Origin of the sequence: Microbacterium sp. XT11 (assembly GCF_001513675.1) — a bacterium.
Classification (GTDB): domain Bacteria; phylum Actinomycetota; class Actinomycetes; order Actinomycetales; family Microbacteriaceae; genus Microbacterium.
In genome coordinates this window covers 1,793,233-1,817,859 of sequence record NZ_CP013859.1, presented here as the reverse complement: position 1 = coordinate 1,817,859, position 24,627 = coordinate 1,793,233, and the positions used below count along the sequence as shown (strand labels likewise).

Sequence of the window (24,627 nt, the reverse complement as noted above, 5' to 3'; positions counted from 1 at the left end):
CGGCTGGCCCTCGCCGCCCGCTGACGCGCCAGACGACTCCGCTCAGCCCTCCTGCTGCTTCGCTCAGCCCTCCTGCTGCTTCGCTGCGGCGTAGTCGGGGAGCTCCTGCAGCGTCCACGTGTTGCCGTCGGGGTCGTCGAACCACACGAACCTGCCCCAGCCGAGGTCTTCGACACCGCGCGTCGCGACGCCGACCGCCTCGAGCTGTGCCTTCGCCTCGTCGGCATCGGGCACCACCACCTGGATGGTCTTCTGCTGGCCCGGTTCGAGCGGGATGTCGAGCCCGGTGCCGAACGCGATCGAGCACGCCGAACCCGGCGGGGTCATCTGCACGAACCGCAGCCCCTCGTACGGAGTCTGGTCGTGATCGGGGTTGAACCCGATCTTGGTGTAGAACTCCTTCGCGCGGTCGACATCGGTCACCGGCACGAAGATGAGCTCGATCTTCCAGGTCATGTCACACCTTCTTCCGCGGGAGCCTCCCGCACGAGACGAACCTACGCCGGGCCACCGACATCCGCGCCCCCGGCGTCCGAGATCAGGAGAACCGCGCGAGAACAGCAAGAATCCGCGCGGATCTCCTGATCTCGGGCGGACTTCCTGCGCTCGCTCCCCCGGCACGCACGAGCCTCAGATCCATCCCTTGTCCTGGGCGATGCGCACCGCCTGGGCGCGGTTGGCGGCGCCGGTCTTGCCGATGGCCGCGGACAGATGGTTGCGCACCGTGCCTGCGGAGAGGAAGACCTCGGCCGCGATCGCCGCGGCCGAGCGCCCGTCCGCGGCCAGCCGCAGCACCTGCCGCTCGCGATCACTGAGCGGGTTCGCTCCGTTGAACAGGCTCTCCTCCGCCAGCGCCGGATCGAGCACCCGCATCCCGGAATGCACCCGCCGAACGGCATCCGCCAGCTTCTCCGCCGGGGTGTCCTTGACGATGAACCCGCTCGCGCCCGCGTCGAGCGCGGTCCGCAGATAGCCGGGGCGGGCGAAGGTCGTCACGACCAGCACCCGGGTTCCAGGATTCGCCGCGCGCAGCATCCGCGTGGTCTCGATGCCGTCCATGCCGGGCATCTGCACGTCCATGAGGCACACGTCAGGCGCGAGCTCCGCGACCAACCGCAGCGCCTCGGCGCCGTCGGCGGCCATCCCCACAACAGCCAGGTCGTCTTCGAGGTCGAGCAGCGCGCCCATCGCACCCCGCACGAGCGCCTGATCGTCGACGATCACGAGACGGATGCTCACCACGTCACCTCCACGCGGGTGCCGCCACCCTCTCCGCGGCCGATCGAGAACGTCGCCCCCGCGGCCGATGCCCGCTCGCGCATGCCACGGATGCCGTTGCCCTCCGGCCTGTCCCCGCCGACCCCGTCGTCCGACACCACGAACCGCCCCGGAGCGATGATGACCTCGACGCGCGAGGCGCCGGCGTGCCGCAGCGTGTTCGTCGTCGCCTCGCGCAGCACCCACGCCGCGGTGAGCGCCTGCGCCGCCGACAGCGCGCCCGGCGCGCCTTCGACGACCAGCTCCACGTCTCCCGCCTGCAGCGCCTCGCGGCACGACGCCAGCTGCTCGACGAGGCTCGTCGCCCTGGCCCCGGCCACGGTCGAACGAACGCCGGCGATCGCCTCGGCCGTGAGCTGCTCGATGTCGGCGAGCTCCGCCTTTGCCCGCTCGGGGTCGGTGTCGATGAGGCGCCGCACGAGCTGCGCCTTCAGCCCGACGACCGTCAAGGAGTGGCCGATCAGATCGTGCACGTCGCGGGCCACCGCCTCGCGGCCCTCGCTCGTCGCGAGCTCCAGGCCCAGACGATCGGCCTCGCTCGAGCGCACGATCAGCCAGGTCGACACCGTGTTCACCACGCCGAGCAGCGCCACGATCGCCAGCACGGAGATGTAGTCGAGTCCGCCGGGGATGAAGAACACGCACGCCGCGGTCACCGCGACGGAGGCCCCGAGCGTGATCCAGTGCCACAGCCGCGTCAGCCCGTACGAGGCGAACGACATGATGAACGGCAGGAAGCTCAGCGCCGATCCGCCCTCGGCGGGCACGGACACCAGCGCACACACGATGAGCAGCGCGAACGTCACCCACTGCCGCGGGGCGACCGGACGCCCCAGTCCCCCGCCTCCCCGCATGCCGAACATGAAGCCGTTGACGTACAGCACGACGAACGCGACCAGGGCGACCCAGCCCACGACCACCCACGCCGTCGGCGCCTCCGAGCCGATCAGCGCGAACAGCGGGTAGAGCAGGAACACCAGCCAGATCACCGCCATGAGCCAGCCGAACCGCGCCCAGGGATCCTTCGCCACCTCCGGGCGTGCCCCGGCCGCACCGGTCGTCGCCTCCGGGCGCGCACCGGCCGCCGCCCACGCCGCCGGGGGTGCTCCCGCGGCGGCGAAGTCGGCGGCATCGCCGCGATGATCCCTCATGCGTCCAACTTACTGACGAGCCCGGGAGCGCTTGGCACCGGCCATGACCAGCAGCGCGAACAGCACCACCCAGACGGCGACGTTGAGCACCAGCATCCAGAGCTGATCCGTCTGCCCCGTGGTGAGGCGACCCTCGGTGAGCGGCCACCGGCACAGCGCCACGAAGCCGTACAGGGGCGTGAACCGGGCAATGTCGAGCATCACGCCGTCGAGCGGCATGAAGACGTTGCCGAAGAACGCGAAGAAGGTCATCGAGATCGAGGCGAGCGCGGTGGCGGAGTCGCCGTTGAAGAACAGTCCGACGCCGAGGCCCCACAGGCCGTAGATCAGTCCGAGTCCGAGCACGATCCCCGCGGTCGCGAACCAGCGCCAGGCCTCGGCGGCCTCCGCGCCTGTGACGAGGCCGGCGAAGAACACGGCCAGCACCGACAGCGCGGCATAGGAGACGGCGGTGAGCAGCTTGGTGAGCGCGTACCCGGTGGTCGACAGCGGCGACATGGCGAGCTGGCGGCCCCAGCCCTGCTTCGCCTCTGTGGCGGCGAGGGAGGTGAGCGAGCTCATCGCCACGGCCGTGCCGTAGGCGGCCATCGAGGTCATCACGTAGAACGCGACGTTGCCGTGGCCCGCGGAGAGCTTGCCGTAGCTCATGCTCGCGCCGAACAGGAGGTACATCGCCACCGGCATCGCCAGGGTGAACGCGAGCGTGTAGGGGTTGCGCAGCTGGCGGACGGCTTCGATGCGCAGCATGGTGGATGAGAGAAGCATCGGTCAGGCCTCCGTGAGAGCGGTGAATGCGGTTTCAAGGGTGGGCGCGGCGATCTCCAGATCGCGGGCACCCGCCTGGAGCAGAGCGAGGGCAGCGGCGTCGGAGTCGGCGGCGCGCAGGCTCAGCCGATCGGCGTCGATGCGGATGCCGTCGACGCCGGGAAGCGCCGACAGGGTATCGACGAGGGCGGACGAGTCGGCCGCGGCGACCGTCGCCGAGACCGTGCGCGACCCGAGACCGGCGCGCAGCTGCGCGGTCGGGGCGTCGGCAACGACGGTGCCCCGGTGCATCACGACGGTGCGGCGGGCGAACTGCTCCGCCTCCTCGAGATAGTGGGTGGCGAACACGATGGTGCGGCCGGCGTCGGCGTCGGCACGCATCACGTCCCAGAAGTGGCGGCGGGCGGTGACGTCCATGCCCGCCGTCGGCTCGTCGAGCACGAGGATGTCGGGGTCGGGCACCATGGCGAGCGCGAACTTGACGCGCTGCTGCTCACCGCCGGAGCACTTCGACACCTTGCGCCGGGCGAGGCCGTCGAGGTCCGCGCGGAGCATCACCACGGGCACACGGTCGAGCGCGGCCCTGCCATGCAGTGAGGCGATGAGCTCGACGGTCTCGCCCACGGTGAGGTCGCCGAGCAGCCCGCCGGTCTGCAGCACGGCGGCGATGGCGCCCGACTTCGAGGCGACGGCAGGGCGTCCGCCCAGCACCTCGACCTCTCCGGAGCTCGGCTCCGCGAGCCCGAGCAGCATGTCGAGCGTGGTGGTCTTGCCTGCGCCGTTGGGGCCGAGCAGGGCGACGACCTCTCCCCGCTCGATGCGGAGGCTCACGCCGTCGACGGCCTGCACGCGACGCTCTCCCGACCCGAAATGACGCCGCACGTCGGTCAGTTCGATGACGGCGGATGCTGATGTGTCCATGCATCCAGCATCCTGAACCGCGGCCAGCGGCTCCGGATGCCGCTGTCACGTCTTCGGCATGACACGTGTCATGGGGGCATACCTACCCAGCACTGCATCCCTACCCCGCCGCATCCTCTGCGGCTCGGGAGGAGAACCGCCTCTCGGGCTGAGCTTCGGTGCGGAATCCTCAGCCGGAAGATGGATCTTCCTCCGAGACTGCACGTCCGCGTGCCGCGCATGCCGCCTCCCGGCCTCAGGATGCCGGGAGGAAGGCCCCCTCCAGGAACCCCGCCAGCTCGTCCACGCCGTCGAGCGGGAATACCGCCGCGACGTACTGGTCCGGGCGCACGACGACCACGACGCCGTCGCGCGACAGTTCGCGCGCCTCGAAGATGTCGGTCTCGGTCCACTTCGACGGGCCGGCCGCATAGACCTTCTCCCAGTCCGTGAGGCCGAGAGGCCCCGTCTTCGGCTGGAACAGCGCGGGGGTCGTCGTCACCTCGACCTGCTCGAACGGCTGCTGATACACCGCCTTCACGTCGAACACCGCGTCGACGTCGGCATCCGCCGGCGTGAACCGCGCGAACACCGGCGCCGCGGCATCCGCCCAGGCCTCGAGGGCCGAGCCGTCGCGGTCGCCGAACGCGTACACGCGCCAACGGCCGTCGGCCTTCGCGTGATGGCCGAGATGGATCACGTTCCCGTCGCCGACGCGCACCACTTCGGCCGACTTGAACCGCTTGCCCAGCGGGAACCCGACCGCGAGGTCCTGGTGCGCATCCGTGCCGATGATCATCGACGACGTGTACTGCGTCATGAACCCAGAGGGGAACTCGGCAGTACCGAGGTAGAACGTCGCCAGCTCGTCGGGATCGGAGATCTCCTCAGGCTTGCGGGCCATGAGCGAAGACCACTCGCGATCGAAGTCGATGAGCTGCTGCGCGACCGGGCGGCGCTCGGCCCCGTACGTCGCCAGCAGCGATTCCGGCGCCCGACCGGTCAGCACCGAGCCGAGCTTCCATCCCAGGTTGAAGCCGTCCTGCATCGAGACGTTCATGCCCTGACCCGCCTTGGCGCTGTGCGTGTGGCAGGCGTCGCCGGTGAGGAACACGCGCGGAGTGCGACCGGACTCGTCGATCACGTCGTCGAACCCGTCTGTGACGCGGTGGCCGACCTCGTACACGCTGTGCCAGGCGACCTGCTTCACGTCGATCGAGTACGGATGCAGGATCGCGTTGGCGCGGCGGATGATCTCCTCGATGGGCGTCTGCCGCACCCGGTGGTCGTCGTCGGCCGCGACCTCGCCGAGGTCGATGTACATGCGGCTGAGGTATCCGCCCTCCCGCGGGATGTGCAGGATGTTGCCCGCCGCCGAGTTGATGGCGCACTTGATGCGCCAGTCCGGGAAGTCGGTGTTGACGAGAACGTCCATCACGCCCCACGCGTGCGCGGCCATGGCGCCGACGTGCGTGCGCCCGATCGCGTCGCGGACCCGGCTGCGCGCGCCGTCGCATCCGGCGACGTACTTCGCGCGCACGGTGCGTTCGATCCCGCGCTCGCGCACCGAGATCTCGACCGGGTACTCCCCCTCGTCGTGCACCGTGAGGCCGAGGAACTCCACGCCATAGTCGGGCACGATGCGCCCCGGCCCGTGCGCTGCGGCCTCGGCGAAGTAGTCCAGCACGCGCGCCTGGTTGACGATGAGGTGCGGGAACTCGCAGATGTCGTACGCGTAGTCGGCCGTCCTAGTGGTGCGGATGATCTCGTCGGGCTTGTCGGGATTCGGGCCCCAGAAGTTCATCCAGCCGATGTTGTACGCCTCGGCGATGATGCGCTCGGCGAAGCCGAAGGCCTGGAAGGTCTCGACGCTGCGCGGCTGGATGCCGTCGGCCTGGCCGAGCACGAGGCGGCCGTCGCGCTTCTCGATGATGCGTGTCGTGATGGACGGGTATTGCGACATCTGGGCCGCGAGGAGCATGCCGGCTGGGCCCGAGCCGACGATGAGCACGTCGACCTCTTCCGGGAGCTCGGCTGGACGATCAGACACGCCTGCGGGCAGGACGCGGGGGTCTCCCGACACGTAGCCGTGGTGGTGGAATTGCATCGTCGTCGATTTCCTTCCGCTGCGTTGCGAGGTTTGCGGCTCCGAACTGCGTGTTCTATATTCGAACGTACTGTTCTACTATTGAACATCAGCGTAGACATCACCTCCGCCGCGCGCAAGGGAGCACCCCGCATGCCCGACACCGCACCCGCCTCGCAGACACTCAGCCGCGGCATCCGGATTCTCGAGGTGCTCGCGGACGCCCGAGAACCTCTCACGATCGACGAGATCGCGGCTCGACTCGGCGTGCACCGATCGATCGCGTACCGGCTCCTGCGCACGCTCGAGGACCATCGCCTCGTCGCCCGCGACGGATCAGGGGCCGTGAGCCTCGGCGCCCGCATGGCCGCGCTGGCGGCAGGAGTCGCCCACGATCTGCAGTCCGAAGCCCTCCCCGAGCTGACGGCGATCGCCAACGAACTCGGCATGACGGCGTTCCTCGCCGTGCTCGACGGCGACGACTGCATCACCCTGGCGAGCATCGAACCGCGGCACGCCGTCGCCAGCGTCGCTCAGCGCCCCGGCGCACGGCATCCGATCACCGTGGGCGCACCGGGAAAGGCGATCCTCGCCCAGCTCGACTCCGCAGAGTGGCCGGCGGATGCCGCACCGGCGCTCCGGGCCGAGGTCGCCGCTTCTCGCGAGCGGGGGTACACGACGAGCCACGACGAGGTCATCCCGACGGTGCAATCGGTCGCCGTGCCCCTGCCGCTCCGCGGGCAGCGCGCAGCCGCGATCGCGGTCGTGCACGTCGCCACCGCGATCGACGACCGCGAGATCGCTGCGCGTCTGCAGCGCTCGGCATCCGCTATCCGCGCGTCGCTCGAGGGCTGACGTCCGCTCTGTCGGGAGCACCCGGCCGAGACTCGGCGTGTCGCACCGGTTTCTCCCGACGAACGGGACAGCTCCCGACAAAGCGAACACTTCGCCGCAGGTCCACGCACCGGCGCCCAGACACACGCGCCGCCCGGATGCACGACGCACACAGCGCCACCCGGGTGCACGACGCACCCGGGCGACGCGAGCACCTCAGGCCTTTGCGACCCCGTAGATCGGGCTCACGGTCTGCTCATCCTCGCGGTCGGGGCCGAGCGGGATGCCGGAACGATCGCGCAGCAGCAGGGTCGCCACCAGGCCGATCACCGTCATGCCGGCGAGGTACCACGTCACGGCCTCCGTCGAGCCGGTCGCCTGCACGATCGCGGTCGCGATGGTGGGGGCGAACGCACCCCCGGCGATGGCGCCGATCGCGTACGAGATCGACACCCCGGAGAAGCGGATGCTCGCGGGGAACAGCTCCGTGTACAGCGCAGCCTGCGGCCCGTACGTGAACCCGAGCCCGATCGTGAGGATCGCGAGACCCGCGAAGACCAGCCAGATCTGCCCGGTGTTCACCAGCGGGAACAGCGTGAACACACCGATCAGCTGCAGGATCCAGCCGACGATGTAGGTCGTGCGGCGTCCGATGCGGTCGGAGACCCAGCCGGCGATCAGCGTCGTCAGCAGCCACGTCACGGCGGATCCGGTCACGGCCCAGAGCACGGGGCCGCGCTCCAGCCCGATGGGGCCGTCGGGGTTCGTGGCGTAGCCCTGGATGTACCCGCCCGTGGTCATGTAGCCGACCGCGTTGTTGCCGGCGAAGACCAGCGCGGCGATGATCACGAGCAGCAGGTGCTTGCGGAACAGCTGCACGATGGGCATCCGGGCCATCTCCTTGCGTTCGGCCAGCTCGGCGAACACCGGGCTCTCCTCCACGCGGCGTCGCACGTAGTAGCCGACGAGGATCAGCACGATGCTGAAGAGGAACGGGATGCGCCACCCCCACGCGACGAACTGGTCGCCGGGGGCGAGCGCGGTCATCAGGGCCATCACGCCCGAAGCCAGCAGCAGTCCGAGCGGGACCCCGATCTGCGGCGAGGCGCCGAAGATGCCGCGCTTGGTGCGCGGCGCGTGCTCGACGGCCATGAGCACCGCTCCTCCCCACTCGCCGCCGGCGGAGATCCCCTGGAGGATGCGCAGGAGCACGAGGAGGATCGGTGCTGCGAGGCCGATCGTCTGATACGTGGGCAGCACGCCGATGAGCGCGGTCGCCGCACCCATGAGGATCAGCGTCCACATCAGCACGGTCTTGCGGCCGAGCTTGTCACCGAAGTGACCCGCGAGGAAAGCGCCCAGCGGGCGGAACAGGAAGCTCACCCCGACGGTGGCGAACGCGATGAGTGCACTGTTCGCCCCGAGCGGCTCGAAGAAGAGCTGGCCGAACACGAGGCCGACGGCGGTGGCGTAGATGAAGAAGTCGTACCACTCCACGGTGGTGCCGACGATGGTGGCGAAGACCACGCGGCGGCGGTCTGCCGCGGATGCGATGGTTCCGGTGGGCGTGAATCCGCCCTGTGACTGCCCGCTCATGGGGTGTCTCCTTTGCTGGTGACGGCGTTGTCACGGCGCACATCCGAGGGGGAACGGCGTGCTTGCCGGGGTGGAGCCGATGATATATGATTTCGGATACGACGCACAAGCATCGACGACGAGCGCGAGGAGGCGCATCCGTGACGGCATCAATCCCCCGCCCCGGCAAGATCATCGCGATCCACCTGAGCTACGCCTCCCGCGCCGACCAGCGCGGCCGACGCCCGGCCCACCCGTCGTACTTCTTCAAGCCCGCCAGCTCCGTCGGCGTCTCCGGTGGCACGGTCGAGCGCCCCGCAGGCACCGAGCTGCTCGCATTCGAGGGCGAGATCGCGCTCATCATCGGCGCAGCCGCCCGCAGAGTCTCGCTCGACGACGCCTGGAAGCACGTCGCCTGGGTGACGGCGGCCAACGACCTCGGCCTGTACGACCTCCGCGCCAACGACAAGGGTTCCAACGTCCGGTCCAAGGGCGGCGACGGCTACACCCCGCTCGGCCCCGAGCTCATCGACGCGAGCGCCGTCGACCCCGCGGCCCTGCGCGTGCGGGCGTGGGTGAACGGCGAACTGCGGCAGGACGACACCACGGCCGGCCTCATCTTCCCGCTCGCACAGCTGATCGCCGACCTGTCGCAGCACTTCACGCTCGAACCGGGAGACGTCATCCTCACCGGCACCCCCGCCGGATCGTCTGTGATCGTGCCGGGCGACGTCGTCGAGATCGAGGTCGACGCCCCCGACGCTCCTGGCGCCCCGACCTCCGGCCGGCTGGTGACCACCGTCACGCAGGGCGAGATGCCCTTCGACGGCGAGCTCGGATCGCTCCCTGCGGTCGACGACCTGCAGCGCACCGAGGCGTGGGGTTCCCGTGAGGCGGCCGGGCTCCCGCCGGCCGAGGAGACCACGCACGGCCTCTCCCCCGAACTGCGCGCCAAGCTGCTCGAGGCCCCGACGGCCGGGCTCTCGGCCCAGCTGCGCAAGCGCGGCCACCACTCGTGCTTCATCGACGGCGTCTCGGCGAACATCGCCGGCTCCAAGATCGTCGGCACGGCGAAGACGCTGCGCTTCGTGCCCTTCCGCGAAGACCTCTTCGCCGGCCACGGCGGGGGCTACAACGCCCAGAAGCGCGCCTTCGACGCCGTCGGCGAGGGTGAGGTCATCGTCATCGAGGCGCGCGGAGACGCGACCACCGGCACACTCGGCGACATCCTCGCCCTGCGCGCGAAGGCCCGCGGCGCCGCTGGGGTCGTGACCGACGGCGGCGTGCGCGACTTCGATGCGGTCGCGGAGATCGGCCTTCCGGTGTTCTCGCAGGGCCCGCATCCGTCCGTGCTCGGACGCAAACACGTGCCGTGGGACGTCGACGTCACGATCTCCTGCGGCGGAGCGACCGTGCAGCCGGGCGACATCATCATCGGCGACGGAGACGGCGTGATCGTCATCCCGCCCGCGCTCGTCGAGGAGGTCGTCGACGACGCGCTCGCGCAGGAGGCCGAAGACGCCTGGATCGCCGAGCAGGTCGCGGCTGGACACCCCGTCGACGGACTGTTCCCGATGAACGCCGAGTGGCGCGCGAAGTACTCGGCGGAGACGGGGCGGGCATGACCTCCGTCGCCAGCGCCAGCAAGTCGGAGCAGGCGTACACCTGGATCCGCTCCCGCATCTCGGCGCACGCCTTCGGCCCCGGTTACCGGCTCGTGCTCGGCTCGATCGCCGAGGAGCTGAACATGAGCGTCGTGCCCGTGCGCGAGGCGATCCGACGGCTCGAGGCCGAAGGTCTGGTGACCTTCGAGCGCAACGTCGGCGCGCGCGTGACGCTCGTCGACGAGAGCGAGTACGCGCACGCGATGCAGACGCTCGGGCTCGTCGAGGGCGCGGCCACCGCCCTGTCCGCTCCCCTGCTCGACGAGGCGGCGCTGGACGAGGCTGCCGAGGTCAACGCCAAGATGGCGCGGATGCTGGAGCACTTCGACGCGCACGCGTTCACCGAGCTCAACCGGGAGTTCCACTCCGTGCTCTTCGAGCCGTGCCCCAATCCGCACCTGCTCGATCTCGTGCACCGCGGGTGGGCGCGACTGTCCGGCATCCGCGACTCCACGTTCGCGTACGTGCCGGGCCGCGCCCAGCACTCGGTCGACGAGCACACCCAGATCCTCGAGCTCATCCGCGGTGGCGCAGACGCCCTGGAGATCGAGCTCGCCGCCCGAAACCACCGCTGGCGCACGAGGGATGCGTTCCTCGACGCGCTGCATGCACGTTCCACCCACACTCCTGGAGAAGGCTCATGACCGATTCCCGCATCCCCGCCGACCTGCCCGACCACATCCAGCACTACATCGACGGCGCGTTCGTCGACTCCGTCGACGGCGACACCTTCGACGTGCTCGACCCGGTGACCAACGAGACCTACACCACGGCCGCCGCCGGCAAGAAGGCCGACATCGAGCTCGCCGTGGCCGCCGCCAAGCGTGCCTTCGACGAGGGCCCCTGGCCGCGCATGCTCCCCCGCGAGCGCAGCCGCGTGCTGCACCGCATCGCCGACATCGTGGAGTCCCGCGACGCGCGTCTCGCCGAGCTGGAGTCGTACGACTCGGGCCTGCCGATCACGCAGGCGCTCGGTCAGGCCCGCCGCGCGGCCGAGAACTTCCGTTTCTTCGCCGACCTCATCGTCGCGCAGGCCGACGACGCCTTCAAGGTGCCCGGCCGCCAGATGAACTACGTCAATCGCAAGCCCATCGGCGTGGCCGGGCTCATCACGCCATGGAACACGCCGTTCATGCTCGAGTCGTGGAAGCTCGGCCCCGCGCTCGCCACCGGCAACACGGTGGTGCTCAAGCCCGCCGAGTTCACGCCGCTGTCGGCATCGCTGTGGGCGGGCATCTTCGAAGAGGCCGGCCTCCCGACGGGCGTCTTCAACCTCGTCAACGGCCTCGGCGAAGACGCCGGCGACGCCCTGGTGAAGCACCCGGACGTGCCGCTCATCTCGTTCACCGGCGAGAGCCGCACGGGGCAGATCATCTTCGGCAACGCCGCCCCGTTCCTCAAGGGGCTCTCGATGGAGCTCGGCGGCAAGTCGCCCGCGGTCGTCTTCGCCGACGCCGACATCGAGGCCGCCGTCGACGCCACCATCTTCGGCGTCTTCTCCCTCAACGGCGAGCGCTGCACCGCGGGGTCCCGCATCCTCGTCGAGCGGTCGATCTACGACGACTTCGTCGAGCGCTATGCCGCGCAGGCGAAGCGCGTGCGCGTCGGCTACCCGCACGACCCCGCCACCGAGGTCGGCGCCCTCGTGCACCCGGAGCACTACGAGAAGGTCATGTCGTACGTCGAGATCGGCAAGACGGAGGGTCGTCTCGTCGCCGGCGGCGGCCGCCCCGAGGGCTTCCCCGAGGGCAACTTCGTCGCACCGACCGTGTTCGCCGACGTCGCCCCCGATGCCCGCATCTTCCAGGAGGAGATCTTCGGGCCGGTCGTCGCGATCACGCCCTTCGATTCAGAGGAGGAGGCGCTGTCGCTCGCGAACGACACGAAGTACGGGCTCGCAGCGTACATCTGGACCAACGACCTCAAGCGCGCGCACAACTTCGCGCAGTCGGTCGAGGCCGGCATGGTGTGGCTGAACAGCAACAACGTGCGCGATCTGCGCACTCCGTTCGGCGGGGTGAAGGCGTCGGGCCTCGGGCACGAGGGCGGCTATCGCTCGATCGACTTCTACACCGACCAGCAGAGCGTGCACATCACGCTCGCCTCCACGCCGCACAACCCCACCTTCGGCAAGAACTGACCCCCTCCCCTCTCACACCCCCCGCTCCGGTATGAGTTGTGGTCGGAAAATCGCCGATTTCCCGACCACAACTCATACCGGAGGCGGGGCGACGATCACCAGGCAAGGACGCTGAGATGACACACCGCGACGAGATGACGCTGACCTCCTCGGGATACTACGTATCGCAGGAAGCACCGATCCAGACCGACAACCCGACGCCCACCCCCAAGAGCACTCCGCCCGACGTGCTGCGCTGCGCCTACATGGAGCTCGTCGTCACCGACCTCGCCGCCTCGCGCCAGTTCTACGTCGACATCCTCGGCCTGTACGTCACGGAGGAGGACGACGAGGCCATCTACCTGCGCTCGACCGAGGAGTTCATCCACCACAACCTCGTGCTGCGCAAGGGGCCGATCGCCGCCGTCGCCGCGTTCTCGTACCGCGTGCGCACGCCGGAGGACCTCGACCGCGCCGTCGCGTTCTACACCGAGCTCGGCTGCGACGTACGCCGCAACCCCGACGGCTTCGTCAAGGGCATCGGCGACTCGGTGCGCGTCGTCGACCCACTCGGCTTCCCCTACGAGTTCTTCTACGCGACCACCCACGTGGAGCGGATGTCGTGGCGCTACGACCTGCACATCCCCGGCGAGCTCGTGCGCCTCGACCACTTCAACCAGGTCACCCCCGACGTGCCGCGCGCCGTGAAGTTCATGCAGGACCTGGGTTTCCGCGTCACCGAGGACATCCAGGACGAAGAGGGCACGGTCTACGCCGCGTGGATGCGCCGCAAGCCCACCGTGCACGACACCGCCATGACCGGCGGCGACGGCCCCCGCATGCACCACGTGTGCTTCGCGACGCACGAGAAGCACAACATCCTCGCGATCTGCGACAAGCTCGGCGCTCTCCGTCGCTCCGACGCCATCGAGCGGGGCCCCGGCCGCCACGGCGTGAGCAACGCGTTCTACCTCTACCTGCGCGACCCCGACGGCCACCGCGTCGAGGTGTACACGCAGGACTACTACACCGGCGACCCCGACAACCCCGTCATCACGTGGGACGTCCACGACAACCAGCGCCGCGACTGGTGGGGCAACCCGGTCGTCCCGTCGTGGTACACGGATGCCTCGCTCGTGCTCGACCTCGACGGCAACCCGCAGCCGGTCGTCGCGCGCACCGACAGCTCCGAGATGGCCGTCACCATCGGCGCCGACGGGTTCAGCTACACCCGCGCCGACGAGGGCGAGAAGTCCATGCCGGAATGGAAGCAGGGCGAGTACAAGCTGGGTCACCAGCTCTAGGCCTCGTGTGGAGGCTCCGCGATGTTCCTGGTGAGGACAAGAGCGGGGACCCCCTACCCCCGATTGTCCTCACCAGGAACATCGCTTCGCCCGGACGCGCGCGTCGGCGTCAGCCGCAGCTCGTATCGGCGGGTGCAGGGAAGGAAGAAGGAACGGATGCTGTCAGCAGACACCATCGCGCAGATCGCGGCCGAGCTCGCCGAGGCCGACCGCACGCACGGCGTGATCCCGCGCATCACCGCGCGCTACCCCGAGGCGACCGTCGAGGACTCGTACGCGATCCAGGGCGTGTGGCGCGACTCGCAGATCGCCGCGGGGCGCAGGCTCATCGGCCGCAAGATCGGGCTGACCTCCAAGGCGATGCAGCAGGCGACCGGCATCACCGAGCCCGACTACGGCGTCATGTTCGACGACACCGTGTACCGGTCCGGCGCCGAGATCCCGGTCGACCACTTCTCGAACGTGCGCATCGAGGTGGAGCTGGCCTTCGTGCTGAAGCATCCGCTCGAGGGCCCCGAGTGCACGCTCGACGATGCGCTGGCGGCGATCGACTACGCCGTGCCCGCCCTCGAGGTGCTGAACTCGCACATCGAGCTGGAGGGCCGCACGATCGTCGACACCATCAGCGACAACGCCGCCTACGGCGCGATGGTGCTCGGCGACGTGCGCAAGCGCCCCGATGAGATCGACCTGCGCTGGGTGCCGGGGCTGCTCTTCAGGAACGGCGAGATCGAGGAGACCGGCGTCGCCGCGGGCGTCTTGAACCACCCCGCCACCGGTGTCGCCTGGCTGGCGAGCAAGTTCCACCAGCACGGCGCGCGCCTGGAAGCAGGGGAGATCATCCTGGCAGGATCGTTCACGCGCCCGATGTGGGTGTCGCGCGGCGATGAGGTGCTGTGCGACTACGGACCGATGGGAACCATCACATGCCGCTTCGTCTGAATCCGTCGTTCCGCGAGCGGCTGGCCGACGCCGACCGCTCTCTCATCGGCATGTGGGCGTGCTCCGGCAGTCCGCTCGTCACCGAGGTCGCCGCGGGGTCCGGCCTCGACTGGCTGCTCATCGACATGGAGCACTCGGCGAACACGTTGGAGAGCGTGCTCGTGCAGTTGCAGGTCGTCGCGGCCTACCCCATCGCTCCGGTTGTCCGGGTGCCCTGGAACGACTCCGTGGCCATCAAGCAGGTCCTCGACCTGGGCGCGCAGGACATCATCGTGCCCATGGTGTCGTCGGCCGACGAGGCGCGGGCCGCGGTCGCCGCGACCCGGTACCCGCCCGAGGGCGTGCGAGGGGTCGGCAGCGCGCTCGCCCGCAGCGCACGCTGGAACCGCGTCGACCGCTACCTGCAGGAGTCGGCGCAGCACACCTCGCTGACGGTCCAGATCGAGACGGCATCCGGTGTCGACGCCGCCGCCGCGATCGCCGCCGTCGACGGTGTGGACGCGGTCTTCGTCGGGCCGTCCGACCTCTCCGCCTCCATGGGCTTGCTGGGACAGCAGACGCACCCCGACGTCGTGGCAGCCGTCGAGCGCGTGTTCGCCGCGGCGAAGGCAGCCGGCAAGCCCGTCGGGGTGAACGCCTTCGATCCGGTGGCGGCCGACGCATACATCGACGGCGGGGCGGACTTCGTCGCCGTCGGGGCCGACGTGGCCCTCCTCGCGCGCGCCTCGGAGGGCCTCGCCGCACGCTTCATCCCGGCATCCGACACCTCCGCTCGCGCCAGCTACTGACCCCTCTCCCCGTTCGGGTCGCATGTTTTGCCCTCTCCGAGACCGGAAACGGGCGATTCATGCGACCTGAATCCCGGCGGCGCGGCGGCTGCCTGCCAAGATAGGCGGATGCCGTCTCTCGCCGCCCTGCATGACCGAGGATTCCGGTGGTTCTTCCTGGCGCGCGCCATCACGATGACGGCCGGCTCGATGTCGTCGATAGCTCTCGCGTTCGCGGTGCTGGGGATCGACAACTCTCCTCAGTCCCTCGCTTTCGTCCTCACGGTCTTCACCCTGGCGAACGTCGTGTTCCTGGTGTTCGGCGGCGTCGTGGCCGACCGGCTCCCCCGTGCCCTGGTCATCCGGACCTGCTACGTGGTCGACATCCTCTCGATCGGCACGACCGCCGTGCTGCTGTTCAGCGGGACGGCATCCGTGCCCCTGCTCGCCGTGCTGTCTGCCGTGAACGGCGCCTCCTCGGCGTTCGTGATGCCCGCCATGCAGGGGATCATCCCCCAGCTGACCACCCCAGCGCACCTGCAGCAGGCGAACGCGATGCTGTCGTTCGTGCGCTCCGCGACGACGATCGGGGGCCCGATCATCGCCGGCATCCTGGTGGCGACGGCGGGTCCCGCGTGGGTGATGCTGATCCAGGCCGCAGGCTGGGCGATCGCGATCGTGCTCCTGGCGATGGTCCGCCTGCCCGCGCCCGCCCCGTCCGGATCGAGCTTCCTCCGCGATCTCCGTACCGGTTGGAACGAGTTCTGGTCGCGCACCTGGATGTGGAGCATCTGTCTGGCCTTCATGCTGCTCAACGCGATCCACATCGGCGCCTGGGCCGTCGCGGGCCCGTACATCGCAAAGAACGATCCGCGGCTCGGGATCGCCGGATGGGGCTGGGTCCTCAGCGCAGAGGGCGCAGGCATCCTCGTGATGACCCTGCTGATGATGTGGCTGCCGCTCAAGCGTCCGCTGCGCTGGGGCATGCTCGCCATCAGCGCGCTGGCCATCCCGCTCGCGATGCTCGGTCTCCACCCGCACGCGGTCGTCGTGGCGGTCGCCGCATTCATCGCGGGAGCGGGCGTCGAAGTGTTCAACACGGGGTGGAACGTGACCGAGATGGAGCAGATCCCCGGCGACAAGCTCTCGCGCGTGGCCAGCTATGACATGCTCGCCAGCTTCGTGGCCATGCCGCTGGGCACGCTCGCCTTCGGCTGGTTGATCGGGCACGTCGACGTCGCGACGCTGCTCGTCACCTCCGCCGTCATCTACGTCGTCATCGCCCTCGGCACCATGCTCGTGCCGAGCGTCTGGCGGATGGGGCGCGCAGAGGGGGCCATCGCGCCGCAAGCGGTGGCGGATTCATAGCAATCACGGCGAGACTGGGGACATGACGTTCGCCGCACTCCAGCCGCTCGCCGACCGCGCCGCCCTCTACACCGCCCTCCGCCAGGACCAGCTCGCCGCGGCGACGGAGGCCCTGGGCGACCACCGGTGGGACGCCGACATGACGGCGGGGACGATCACCTTCAGCGCGAACGACGATCCGTCACGACAGCTCGTCACCCACGCGCACCTCGTCGCCACGATCGCGCCCGGTCCCCGCTCACTGCTCTGGGCGTGGGCTCACCCGCACGGCGACCGGCAGGGCGTCGCGGCGCCGCTGCGCGCCTTCGGCGAGGCCAACGGCGTCTCCGAGCTCACGAGCGGTGAGCTTCCCTTCCCCGAGGGCGCGTCGGGCGACAGCGACTGGATCGCCGCGGCGGCGCACACGGTGGGAGGCGCGGCTGTCGAGATCACCGGGCGTTCCCCGTACTATTCCGCGCCGATCGGCGGTGGCACGCGAGCCGTGTTCCTGCTCGACGCTCCCCTGCCCTCTCTCACGGTCGCCGCAGCGGCGATCGTCCTGCCGCGCGTGCTGTCGGGACTCGCGCTTCCCGACGCGCGCACCTCGGTGTGGGACCTGGCGCGGCTGGCCGAATGGCCGCTGACCTGGACCGACGACGCGTTCACGGGTGCCGTCGTGTCTGACTCCAGCGGATCAATGACGTTCCGGTTCGACGAGCACGCGCGCATCACCGGCGTCGAGAGCACGATGGGCGCAGCGCAGGCGCCCTCAGGCCTCAGGCCTGAGGCCTGAGGGCGACCGATCGCGTCGGCCTTCAGCGCTCCTGTCTGCACGAGCGGCGGGCAGGCGTCAGCGACCCAGCCGTTGACGTGCCGTCTTCATCCCCGGGCCGATCGGCACGTGCGTCGTCGCTGCGGCGAGACCGAAGGCCGGCATGTCGACGTACACGGCCTCGAGATCGGCCACGGGCACCTGGTAGGTCTCGTGCCAGACCCCCACGCTCCCTGATCCCTGCAGACGGCGCATGTAGTCGCGCCATGGCTGCAGGTGCGGCGCGTCGCGGTCGGCGGCGAACCGCTGCAGATGCTCGGGGCTCTGCCAGTACGACAGCAGGAGCGTGGTGCGACCGAACCAGTTGTGCGCCCCGAGCATGCCCGCGTCGGGATGCCTCGCGAGGTGGCGCAGCATGGGCGGCATCCTGCTCGCCGTCCACCACACCTTGCCCAGCTCCCACCACCGGTTGGCGCGCATGCCGATGAGGAAGACCGTGACGTCCGAGCCCTCCGGCGTGGCCGTGAAGCGGCCGGGATAGACCTGTTGAACCATCTCACTCCCATCACACTGTTACGTAACATCGTTATACAACAACGTTACGATACGATCGATGCCATGGCAAGACCCGTTTCCCATGACGCCGCCCTGCGCGACCGGCTTCTCGGCATCACCGCAGAGATGGTCGACGCCAAAGGCCCGGAGAGGATCAGCCTGCGCGACGTCGCCCAGGCCGCGGGGACCTCGACGACCGCGATCTACTCGCTCTTCGGCGGCAAGGCCCGCCTGCTCGCGGCGGTCATCGAGCACGCGTTCGCGTCGTTCGGGGCAGCCCAGGCGGCCACCGAGCCGCACGGTCTCCGCGCGCTCGGGCGCGCCTACCGCGACTGGGCGACGTCGAACCCGGCGCTGTACCGCCTGATGTTCGGCGGCGCACTCGCCACTGCCGACGACTGCGCGCCGGACCCGGCGGTGACCTCCTCCGCGATGGCCCCTCTCGTGCGCGCCCTCTCCGCCAGGGTGCCCGAAGCCCAGGTCACGACGGCGGCGCTGACGGTCTGGGCGCAGGTGCACGGCGCCGTCAGCCTGGAGCTGGCCGGCGTGGCTTCCGGCGTCGCCGACTGGGATGCCGCATACACGGCCGTGCTCGACGCCGTGGAGCGCGCATTCCCCCGCGACGCCTGACGTCGACGATGCGCGCCGCCCATGATGCCGCTCCGCGGCCGGTGTGGGATTCTGGTCGCATGAAGAACGCCATCGTCCGGTTCGCCGCGCTCTACGTGTTCGACGTCGTCGTGCTCCTGCTCATCGGCCTTCTCTTCCGCACGGTGTCGGTGGGGCTGAGCGCCCTCTGGGCATCCGTCGTGCTCACAGCGGCAGCCCTCTTCGTCAAACCGGCGCTCACAGCCGCGTTCCGGCGGTCGGCCGCCCGGTCAGCAGCCGGCCGCGGCCGCGTGGGCGAGAAGATCCTTCAGTACGCGCTCGTCTACGCCGTCGAGCTCGTCATCTGGGTCGGCACCGTGGTCCTCAGCGGTGTCACGGCGCGCGGATTCACGGGCTTCGCACTGCCTCCGCTGATCTTGCTCGTCGGATGGGTGATCTACGACCAGGTCGACGATCGTCTGCGCGCGAAGGCCTCGGACGTGTATGACGCCGTGCAGACGAGGTTGTCGCCGAGAAGGGGCGCCGCAGCATCCGACGCCTCGCCGCGCTCGGCGACCTCCTCGCCTGCAGCCGATTCCGCAGCGACCGCCGAGGGTCGCCGCGAACTGCACGACGGGCTCACAGCCGAGCAGCGCCGCATGTTCGACGAGCTCGGCTGAGGTCAGACCAGCCGCTCGGCCGCCTCGACGACGTTCGTCATGAGCAGTGCCACGGTCATCGGGCCGACGCCGCCGGGGTTGGGCGAGATCCATCCCGCGACCTCGGCCACATCGGGATGCACGTCGCCGTAGACGCGGCTCTTGCCGGTCTCGGCATCCGTCTCCCTGGTGACGCCCACGTCGAGCACGGCCGCACCCGGCTTGACGTCTTCGGCACGGATGAGGTGCTTGACCCCTGCGCCGGCGACGATCACGTCGGCCTCACGCAGGTACGGCGACATGTCGGGGGTGCCCGTGTGCACCTGGGTCACGGTCGCGTTGATCTCGCGCCGCGTGAGGAGCAGGCCCATGGGCCGACCGATGGTCACGCCGCGTCCGACGACGACCACGTGCTTGCCTTTGAGGTCGTAGTCGTTGCGCAGCAGCAGCTCGATCACACCTCGGGGGGTGCACGGGAGAGGCGTGTGGATCGGGCCGTTCACGTTGAGCACGAGCCGGCCGAGGTTGGTCGGATGCAGTCCGTCCGCGTCCTTCGCCGGGTCGATCCGCTCGAGGATCGCGTCGGTGTCGAGGTGCTTCGGCAGGGGCAGCTGCACGATGTAGCCGTGGCAGGAGGGATCGGCGTTGAGCTCGTCGATCAGAGCCTCGACCTCGGCCTGGGTGGCGTCGGCCGGCAGCTCACGCTGGATCGAGTTCATGCCGATCGCCTCGGACTGACGGTGCTTCATGCCCACGTACAGCTGCGACGCAGGATCGGCGCCGACGAGAACCGTCGCGATGCCGGGAACGACGCCCTTCTCACGCAACGCGGCGACGCGCTCGGTGAGCTCGGCCTTGATGGCTGCCGCCGCGGCCTTGCCGTCGAGGATCGCCGCGGTCACTGCTGCAGGTCCGGGTAGAGCGGGAAGGCGGCGGCGAGGGCGTCGACGCGCGCGCGGAGGGCCTCGACGTCGGCGCCGGGCAGCAGCGCGAGGGCGATGATGTCGGCCACCTCGGTGAACTCGGCGTCGCCGAAACCGCGCGTGGCGAGCGCCGGCGTGCCGATGCGCAGGCCCGAGGTCACCATCGGCGGACGCGGGTCGTTCGGCACGGCGTTGCGGTTCACGGTGATGTGGATCTCGTGCAGCAGGTCTTCGGCCTGCTTGCCGTCGATCGCGGCGTCGCGCAGGTCGACGAGCACGAGGTGCACGTCGGTGCCGCCGGAGCGCACGCCGATGCCGGCATCCTTCACGTCCTGCTGCGAGAGACGATCGGCGAGGATGGCGGCGCCGCGCAGCACGCGCTCCTGGCGCTCCTTGAACTCCGGAGTCGCTGCGAGCTTGAACGCGGTCGCCTTGGCGGCGATCACGTGCATGAGCGGGCCGCCCTGCTGACCGGGGAAGACGGCGGAGTTGATCTTCTTGGCGATCTCGGCGTCGTTGGTGAGGATGAAGCCCGAGCGCGGGCCGCCGATGGTCTTGTGCACGGTCGAGGAGACGACGTGCGCGTGGGGAACCGGGTTGGGGTGCAGCCCTGCGGCGACGAGACCGGCGAAATGCGCCATGTCGACCCAGAGCAGAGCACCCACCTCGTCGGCGATCGCGCGGAACGCGGCGAAGTCGAGCGTGCGCGGGTAGGCCGACCAGCCCGCGATGATGACCTTCGGCTTGTGCTCGATCGCGAGGCGACGCACCTCGTCCATGTCGATCGTCGAAGTCTCGGGGTTCACGCCGTAGGCGACGATGTCGTACAGGCGGCCCGAGAAGTTGATCTTCATGCCGTGCGTGAGGTGCCCGCCCTGGTCGAGCGAGAGGCCGAGCAGCGTGTCGCCCGGGCGGGCGATCGCGTGCAGCACGGCGGCGTTGGCCGAGGCGCCGGAGTGCGGCTGGACGTTCGCGAACTCGGCGCCGAACAGGTCCTTCGCGCGCTGGATCGCCAGCTCCTCGGCGACGTCGACCTCTTCGCAGCCGCCGTAGTAGCGGCGGCCGGGGTAGCCCTCCGCGTACTTGTTCGTCAGCACCGAGCCCTGCGACTGCAGCACCGAGACGGGCACGAAGTTCTCGGAGGCGATCATCTCGAGGAACGTCTGCTGACGCTTCAGCTCACGATCGAGGACCTGGGCGATCTCGGGGTCGACCTCGGCGAGAGGGGCGTTGAAGTAACGGTCGGTCATGGGACGTGCTCCTTCTGACAACGGATTCGAAACAGTGCTTCATCGGCCCAGGCGCGCGGTCGAATCCCGTGGTCAGTCGCTCCCCGGTGGTAGTCCACCCAGACGCCAGTCGCGACGGTACGAGCATAGCGGATGCCGTCGAACCGGAACACGATGCGGCAGCCCCTGTTCCTGCCCTGCTCGCCCAGGATAGGTTTTGTTCATGGTCCTTCCCCATCCCCTTCCGCTCGTCCCCGCGCCCGCGTCCGCCACGGCCGGGGAGGGACGGATGCCGATCACCGCGGCGACCGCCGTCTCGGGTCCCGGCGCCGTCGTCGCACAGCTGATCGACGCGGTGGAGCGCCGCACCGGCATCCGGCTCGCGACGGCGGATGCCGCGGAGACCGATGCCGCGGAGACGGATGCCACGGCGACCGATGCCACGGCGTCCGATGCCACGGCGTCGAGCGCCGGCATCGTGCTGCGCGTCGACGGCGCGGTGTCACGGCCCGAGGGCTATGCGCTCTCCGTCGGCGAGGCCGGTGCGCACGTCACCGGCGCTGACGAGGCAGGCGTCTTCTACGGCGTGCAGACCCTGCTGCAGCTTCTGCGTGAAGACCACGACGGCACCTGGGGGCTGCTGCGGGCCGAGGTCGCCGATGCCCCGCGCTTCCCACGTCGGGGGCTCATGCTCGATGTGGCGCGCCACTTCTTCGGCGTCGACGAGGTCAAGAGGTTCATCGACGCGGCCAGTGCGCTGAAGTTCAACCACCTGCACCTGCACCTCAGCGACGACCAGGGCTGGCGCGTGCACATCGACTCCTGGCCGAAGCTCACCGAGCTGGCGGCGGCGACCGCTGCCGACGGCGATCCCGGCGGCTTCTACACCAAGGACGACTATCGCGAGATCGTTGAGCACGCCGCCTCCCGGCACATGATCGTGATCCCCGAGATCGACCTTCCGGGACACACGCACGCGATCGGCGTCGCGTACCCCGAGCTGGTCGAGGCGCCCGTGATCAGCGATGCGCTGATCGCCGAAGCCGAGAAGCGCGGCCAGCCGCTCCCCGTAGCGGGACAGAGCTACACGGGATGGGGCGTCGGCCACTCCAGCGTGCGGATCCACGACGAACGCACGTACGAGTTCGTGCGCGACGTGATCCGCGAACTCGCCGAGATGACACCTGGGCCGTACATCCACGTCGGCGGCGACGAGTCGCTGAGCACGCCGCAGGCCGACTTCGACATCTTCGCCGAGCGGGTCACGAGCATCGTCGTCGAGGCGGGCAAGACGCCGATCGCGTGGCACGAGATGGGGTCGGCTGCCGGCATCGCCGAGGGCACGATCGGACAGTACTGGGGCAGCACCAGCCCGCGCGGCACGCACGCCGCCGAGGCCGCGCGCTTCGTCGAGCGGGGCGGCGCGCTGATCATGTCGGCTTCCGACGTGGCCTACCTCGACATGAAGTACACATCCGACTTCCCGCTGGGCCTGGACTGGGCCGCCCTCATCGACGTACGCACCGCATACGAGTGGGATCCGACGCGCATCCTCGAGGCCCCCGCCGCCGCGATCCTCGGAATCGAGGCACCTCTGTGGAGCGAGACGACACGCACCTTCGGTGACGTCGAGCAGCTCGTCTTCCCGCGTGCCGCCGCCCATGCCGAGGTTGCGTGGTCTCCCGCGGCCGGCGAACAGCGCACCTGGGAGTCGTTCCGAACTCGCCTCGGTGCGCTCGCCCCGCTCTGGAGGGCAGAGGGCGTCACATTCCACCCCACCACCGACATCCCATGGAGCGACCGATGAGCGTGCGCGTGCGTCCTGCGACGACGGGCTCGCTCGTCATCCACTCCGCCCGACTCGTGGACGGCGGAGAGGTGATCGACGACGCGTGGGTGCGGATGGAAGACGGCCGCGTCGCATCCCGGGGCACGGGTGACGGATGGGCCCAGGCCGACGAGGTGGTCGACGCGGCCGCCACCGCCGGCGCAGGCGCTGTGCTGACACCGGGATTCATCGACATCCACGGTCACGGCGGGGCGGGCGCGGCCTACGACGACGGTGTGGACGCGATCCGCACCGGCCGGGCGCTGCACCGCGAACACGGGACGACGCGCGCGGTCGTGTCTCTGGTCACCGACACCATCGACGGTCTCGCACGCAGCGTCGCCGCGATCGCCGACCTCATGAGCACGGATGCCGACATCCTCGGGTCGCACCTGGAGGGTCCCTTCCTCGATCCCGGCCACCACGGTGCGCACGAGCCTTCCCTGCTGCGCCATCCCGTCCGCGCCGATGTCGAGCGTCTGCTCGAAGCCGGGCGCGGCACCGTGCGTCAGGTCACCCTCGCTCCGGAGCTGCCCGGAGGACTCGAGGCGATCCGCACTGTGGTCGACGCGGGCTCGGCTGCCGCGGTCGGGCACACCGACGCCGACGCCGCCATGGCGGTCGCCGCGTTCGAGGCCGGCGCGTCGATCTTGACGCATGCCTTCAACGCCATGCCTGGCATCCATCACCGTGCGCCAGGGCCGGTGCTCGCTGCGGCCGCCGACCACCGCGTCGTGCTCGAGGCGATCGCCGACGACGTGCACCTGCACCCGCACATCGTCAAGCTCCTCTTCGACTCGGCCCCGGGTCGCGTCGCTCTCATCACCGACGCGATGGCCGCGGCAGGCAGCGACGACGGCCACTACGACCTCGGTGCCGTCAGCGTCACCGTAGAGAACGGCATCGCGAGGGCCGACGACACCGGATCGATCGCCGGCTCGACACTCACGCAGGACGTGGCGCTGCAGAAGGCGGTGCAGGCGGGCGTACCGCTCGCCGCCGCCGCGCGCGCACTCACCGAGACGCCGGCGCACGCCGTCGGATACGGTGGACGGCTCGGCCGGCTCCTACCAGGCTACGCCGGCGACGCCGTTCTGCTGGACGCGAGGCTGCGCGTCGTGCGCGTGTGGGTGGGAGACCAGCCTGCGGTGTAGGCATGCCGCCGCGCAACGACGCGCAGCGCTGCGCTCTCCGGTCGACGATGCGGGCGGGAGGTCGCCGCTCCCCAGATCGGCGACCTCGTGCCCCTCAGAGCAGGGGGGCCCGGGAGCTCCTCCCCCGAGGTTCCCGAGCCCACCCGACCGGTGCCCCCGCACCAGTGCCTCGGCTCCGCCCCCCGGT

The 24,627-nt window shown here is 69.9% G+C and carries 23 protein-coding genes and 1 riboswitch; of the genes, 13 read left to right on the top strand and 10 right to left on the bottom strand.

Translation table 11 applies throughout. The annotated features are described in order from the left end of the window. Positions 1-63: 63 nt before the first annotated feature. The 6 genes from AB663_RS08380 to AB663_RS08355 form a co-directional block, all read right to left on the bottom strand. A complete protein-coding gene (locus tag AB663_RS08380; protein ID WP_067197876.1) occupies positions 64-456 on the bottom strand; it encodes a VOC family protein in 393 nt (130 codons plus the stop codon). A gap of 174 nt (positions 457-630) precedes the next feature. Continuing rightward, positions 631-1,239 (bottom strand): response regulator transcription factor, encoded by a 609-nt coding sequence (locus tag AB663_RS08375; RefSeq protein WP_067202420.1) that lies wholly within the window; start codon positions 1,237-1,239, stop codon positions 631-633. After that, the gene (locus tag AB663_RS08370; RefSeq protein ID WP_083511173.1) at positions 1,236-2,429 is read right to left on the bottom strand and encodes a sensor histidine kinase; all 1,194 of its coding nucleotides are present in this window, start codon (positions 2,427-2,429) and stop codon (positions 1,236-1,238) included. The genes AB663_RS08375 and AB663_RS08370 overlap by 4 nt, the downstream gene beginning before the upstream one ends. Positions 2,430-2,438: 9 nt before the next feature. After that, on the bottom strand, positions 2,439-3,194 hold the full coding sequence (locus AB663_RS08365; RefSeq protein WP_067197873.1) for an ABC transporter permease: 756 nt from the start codon (positions 3,192-3,194) through the stop codon (positions 2,439-2,441). Between the two features lie 3 nt (positions 3,195-3,197). Further along, complete coding sequence (locus AB663_RS08360; protein ID WP_067197871.1) at positions 3,198-4,115, bottom strand: ABC transporter ATP-binding protein; 918 nt, start codon at positions 4,113-4,115, stop codon at positions 3,198-3,200. 235 nt (positions 4,116-4,350) lie between these two features. Beyond that, on the bottom strand, positions 4,351-6,201 hold the full coding sequence (locus AB663_RS08355; protein ID WP_067197869.1) for an FAD-dependent monooxygenase: 1,851 nt from the start codon (positions 6,199-6,201) through the stop codon (positions 4,351-4,353). Positions 6,202-6,333: 132 nt separating this feature from the next. Between AB663_RS08355 and AB663_RS08350 the strand changes: the two genes are divergently transcribed. Beyond that, a complete protein-coding gene (locus AB663_RS08350; RefSeq protein ID WP_067197867.1) occupies positions 6,334-7,035 on the top strand; it encodes an IclR family transcriptional regulator in 702 nt (233 codons plus the stop codon). A gap of 195 nt (positions 7,036-7,230) precedes the next feature. Here the strand turns inward: AB663_RS08350 and AB663_RS08345 are convergent, their stop codons facing one another. Then, positions 7,231-8,610: an MFS transporter gene (locus AB663_RS08345; protein ID WP_067197864.1), complete on the bottom strand. Its 1,380-nt coding sequence runs from the start codon at positions 8,608-8,610 to the stop codon at positions 7,231-7,233. A gap of 86 nt (positions 8,611-8,696) precedes the next feature. Here AB663_RS08345 and AB663_RS08340 point away from each other — a divergent pair, with 86 nt between their 5' ends. From AB663_RS08340 to AB663_RS08305, 8 genes are all read left to right on the top strand, one after another. After that, complete coding sequence (locus tag AB663_RS08340; protein WP_067197863.1) at positions 8,697-10,214, top strand: fumarylacetoacetate hydrolase family protein; 1,518 nt, start codon at positions 8,697-8,699, stop codon at positions 10,212-10,214. Next, positions 10,211-10,897, top strand: a complete 687-nt coding sequence (locus AB663_RS08335) for a GntR family transcriptional regulator (RefSeq protein ID WP_067202417.1) — start codon at positions 10,211-10,213, stop codon at positions 10,895-10,897. Before AB663_RS08340 ends, AB663_RS08335 begins: the two co-directional genes overlap by 4 nt. Then, the gene (gene hpaE, locus AB663_RS08330; RefSeq protein ID WP_067197860.1) at positions 10,894-12,393 is read left to right on the top strand and encodes a 5-carboxymethyl-2-hydroxymuconate semialdehyde dehydrogenase; all 1,500 of its coding nucleotides are present in this window, start codon (positions 10,894-10,896) and stop codon (positions 12,391-12,393) included. Before AB663_RS08335 ends, hpaE begins: the two co-directional genes overlap by 4 nt. Before the next feature lie 116 nt (positions 12,394-12,509). After that, positions 12,510-13,676 carry a 3,4-dihydroxyphenylacetate 2,3-dioxygenase gene (gene hpaD / locus AB663_RS08325; protein ID WP_067197857.1) on the top strand — a complete coding sequence of 389 codons (1,167 nt, stop codon included), beginning with the start codon at positions 12,510-12,512 and terminating at the stop codon, positions 13,674-13,676. Between the two features lie 156 nt (positions 13,677-13,832). Beyond that, positions 13,833-14,618, top strand: a complete 786-nt coding sequence (locus AB663_RS08320; protein WP_067197855.1) for a fumarylacetoacetate hydrolase family protein — start codon at positions 13,833-13,835, stop codon at positions 14,616-14,618. Continuing rightward, the gene (locus AB663_RS08315; protein WP_067197853.1) at positions 14,603-15,406 is read left to right on the top strand and encodes an HpcH/HpaI aldolase family protein; all 804 of its coding nucleotides are present in this window, start codon (positions 14,603-14,605) and stop codon (positions 15,404-15,406) included. The genes AB663_RS08320 and AB663_RS08315 overlap by 16 nt, the downstream gene beginning before the upstream one ends. A gap of 108 nt (positions 15,407-15,514) precedes the next feature. After that, positions 15,515-16,753, top strand: a complete 1,239-nt coding sequence (locus tag AB663_RS08310; RefSeq protein ID WP_067197851.1) for an MFS transporter — start codon at positions 15,515-15,517, stop codon at positions 16,751-16,753. Between the two features lie 22 nt (positions 16,754-16,775). Continuing rightward, positions 16,776-17,525: a DUF6882 domain-containing protein gene (locus tag AB663_RS08305; protein WP_067197849.1), complete on the top strand. Its 750-nt coding sequence runs from the start codon at positions 16,776-16,778 to the stop codon at positions 17,523-17,525. Between the two features lie 57 nt (positions 17,526-17,582). On the opposite strand, the gene AB663_RS08300 is transcribed toward AB663_RS08305, so the two are convergent. Continuing rightward, entirely contained in the window at positions 17,583-18,059 is a 477-nt protein-coding gene (locus tag AB663_RS08300) for a DUF4188 domain-containing protein (protein WP_067197847.1), read from the bottom strand. A 63-nt stretch (positions 18,060-18,122) separates the two neighbouring features. On the opposite strand from AB663_RS08300, the gene AB663_RS08295 reads away from it, so the two are divergent. Both AB663_RS08295 and AB663_RS08290 read left to right on the top strand, forming a co-directional pair. Beyond that, positions 18,123-18,689: a TetR/AcrR family transcriptional regulator gene (locus tag AB663_RS08295; protein WP_067197846.1), complete on the top strand. Its 567-nt coding sequence runs from the start codon at positions 18,123-18,125 to the stop codon at positions 18,687-18,689. A gap of 59 nt (positions 18,690-18,748) precedes the next feature. Next, positions 18,749-19,327 carry a hypothetical protein gene (locus tag AB663_RS08290; protein ID WP_067197845.1) on the top strand — a complete coding sequence of 193 codons (579 nt, stop codon included), beginning with the start codon at positions 18,749-18,751 and terminating at the stop codon, positions 19,325-19,327. Positions 19,328-19,329: 2 nt separating this feature from the next. On the opposite strand, the gene AB663_RS08285 is transcribed toward AB663_RS08290, so the two are convergent. Next, entirely contained in the window at positions 19,330-20,208 is an 879-nt protein-coding gene (locus AB663_RS08285; RefSeq protein ID WP_067197844.1) for a bifunctional methylenetetrahydrofolate dehydrogenase/methenyltetrahydrofolate cyclohydrolase, read from the bottom strand. Further along, complete coding sequence (glyA, locus tag AB663_RS08280; RefSeq protein WP_067197843.1) at positions 20,205-21,479, bottom strand: serine hydroxymethyltransferase; 1,275 nt, start codon at positions 21,477-21,479, stop codon at positions 20,205-20,207. Before glyA ends, AB663_RS08285 begins: the two co-directional genes overlap by 4 nt. 38 nt (positions 21,480-21,517) lie before the next feature. Further along, positions 21,518-21,602, bottom strand: a riboswitch (ZMP/ZTP riboswitch). A gap of 79 nt (positions 21,603-21,681) precedes the next feature. Here glyA and AB663_RS08275 point away from each other — a divergent pair. Continuing rightward, positions 21,682-23,265, top strand: coding sequence for a family 20 glycosylhydrolase (locus tag AB663_RS08275; protein WP_083511171.1), 1,584 nt, complete (start codon positions 21,682-21,684; stop codon positions 23,263-23,265). Then, the gene (nagA, locus tag AB663_RS08270; protein WP_067197841.1) at positions 23,262-24,440 is read left to right on the top strand and encodes an N-acetylglucosamine-6-phosphate deacetylase; all 1,179 of its coding nucleotides are present in this window, start codon (positions 23,262-23,264) and stop codon (positions 24,438-24,440) included. Before AB663_RS08275 ends, nagA begins: the two co-directional genes overlap by 4 nt. The last annotated feature ends 187 nt before the right edge of the window (positions 24,441-24,627 follow it).

Excerpts from the sequence above, each read along its gene's own strand:
- AB663_RS08380 (WP_067197876.1), bottom strand. The coding sequence starts at position 456 with ATGACCTGGAAGATCGAGCTCATCTTCGTGCCGGTGACCGATGTCGAC.
- AB663_RS08370 (WP_083511173.1), bottom strand. The coding sequence starts at position 2,429 with ATGAGGGATCATCGCGGCGATGCCGCCGACTTCGCCGCCGCGGGAGCA.
- AB663_RS08365 (WP_067197873.1), bottom strand. The coding sequence starts at position 3,194 with ATGCTTCTCTCATCCACCATGCTGCGCATCGAAGCCGTCCGCCAGCTG.
- AB663_RS08360 (WP_067197871.1), bottom strand. The coding sequence starts at position 4,115 with ATGGACACATCAGCATCCGCCGTCATCGAACTGACCGACGTGCGGCGT.
- AB663_RS08355 (WP_067197869.1), bottom strand. The coding sequence starts at position 6,201 with ATGCAATTCCACCACCACGGCTACGTGTCGGGAGACCCCCGCGTCCTG.
- AB663_RS08350 (WP_067197867.1), top strand. The coding sequence starts at position 6,334 with ATGCCCGACACCGCACCCGCCTCGCAGACACTCAGCCGCGGCATCCGG.
- AB663_RS08345 (WP_067197864.1), bottom strand. The coding sequence starts at position 8,610 with ATGAGCGGGCAGTCACAGGGCGGATTCACGCCCACCGGAACCATCGCA.
- AB663_RS08340 (WP_067197863.1), top strand. The coding sequence starts at position 8,697 with ATGATTTCGGATACGACGCACAAGCATCGACGACGAGCGCGAGGAGGC.
- AB663_RS08335 (WP_067202417.1), top strand. The coding sequence starts at position 10,211 with ATGACCTCCGTCGCCAGCGCCAGCAAGTCGGAGCAGGCGTACACCTGG.
- hpaE (WP_067197860.1), top strand. The coding sequence starts at position 10,894 with ATGACCGATTCCCGCATCCCCGCCGACCTGCCCGACCACATCCAGCAC.
- hpaD (WP_067197857.1), top strand. The coding sequence starts at position 12,510 with ATGACACACCGCGACGAGATGACGCTGACCTCCTCGGGATACTACGTA.
- AB663_RS08320 (WP_067197855.1), top strand. The coding sequence starts at position 13,833 with ATGCTGTCAGCAGACACCATCGCGCAGATCGCGGCCGAGCTCGCCGAG.
- AB663_RS08315 (WP_067197853.1), top strand. The coding sequence starts at position 14,603 with ATGCCGCTTCGTCTGAATCCGTCGTTCCGCGAGCGGCTGGCCGACGCC.
- AB663_RS08310 (WP_067197851.1), top strand. The coding sequence starts at position 15,515 with ATGCCGTCTCTCGCCGCCCTGCATGACCGAGGATTCCGGTGGTTCTTC.
- AB663_RS08305 (WP_067197849.1), top strand. The coding sequence starts at position 16,776 with ATGACGTTCGCCGCACTCCAGCCGCTCGCCGACCGCGCCGCCCTCTAC.
- AB663_RS08300 (WP_067197847.1), bottom strand. The coding sequence starts at position 18,059 with ATGGTTCAACAGGTCTATCCCGGCCGCTTCACGGCCACGCCGGAGGGC.
- AB663_RS08295 (WP_067197846.1), top strand. The coding sequence starts at position 18,123 with ATGGCAAGACCCGTTTCCCATGACGCCGCCCTGCGCGACCGGCTTCTC.
- AB663_RS08290 (WP_067197845.1), top strand. The coding sequence starts at position 18,749 with ATGAAGAACGCCATCGTCCGGTTCGCCGCGCTCTACGTGTTCGACGTC.
- glyA (WP_067197843.1), bottom strand. The coding sequence starts at position 21,479 with ATGACCGACCGTTACTTCAACGCCCCTCTCGCCGAGGTCGACCCCGAG.
- AB663_RS08275 (WP_083511171.1), top strand. The coding sequence starts at position 21,682 with ATGGTCCTTCCCCATCCCCTTCCGCTCGTCCCCGCGCCCGCGTCCGCC.
- nagA (WP_067197841.1), top strand. The coding sequence starts at position 23,262 with ATGAGCGTGCGCGTGCGTCCTGCGACGACGGGCTCGCTCGTCATCCAC.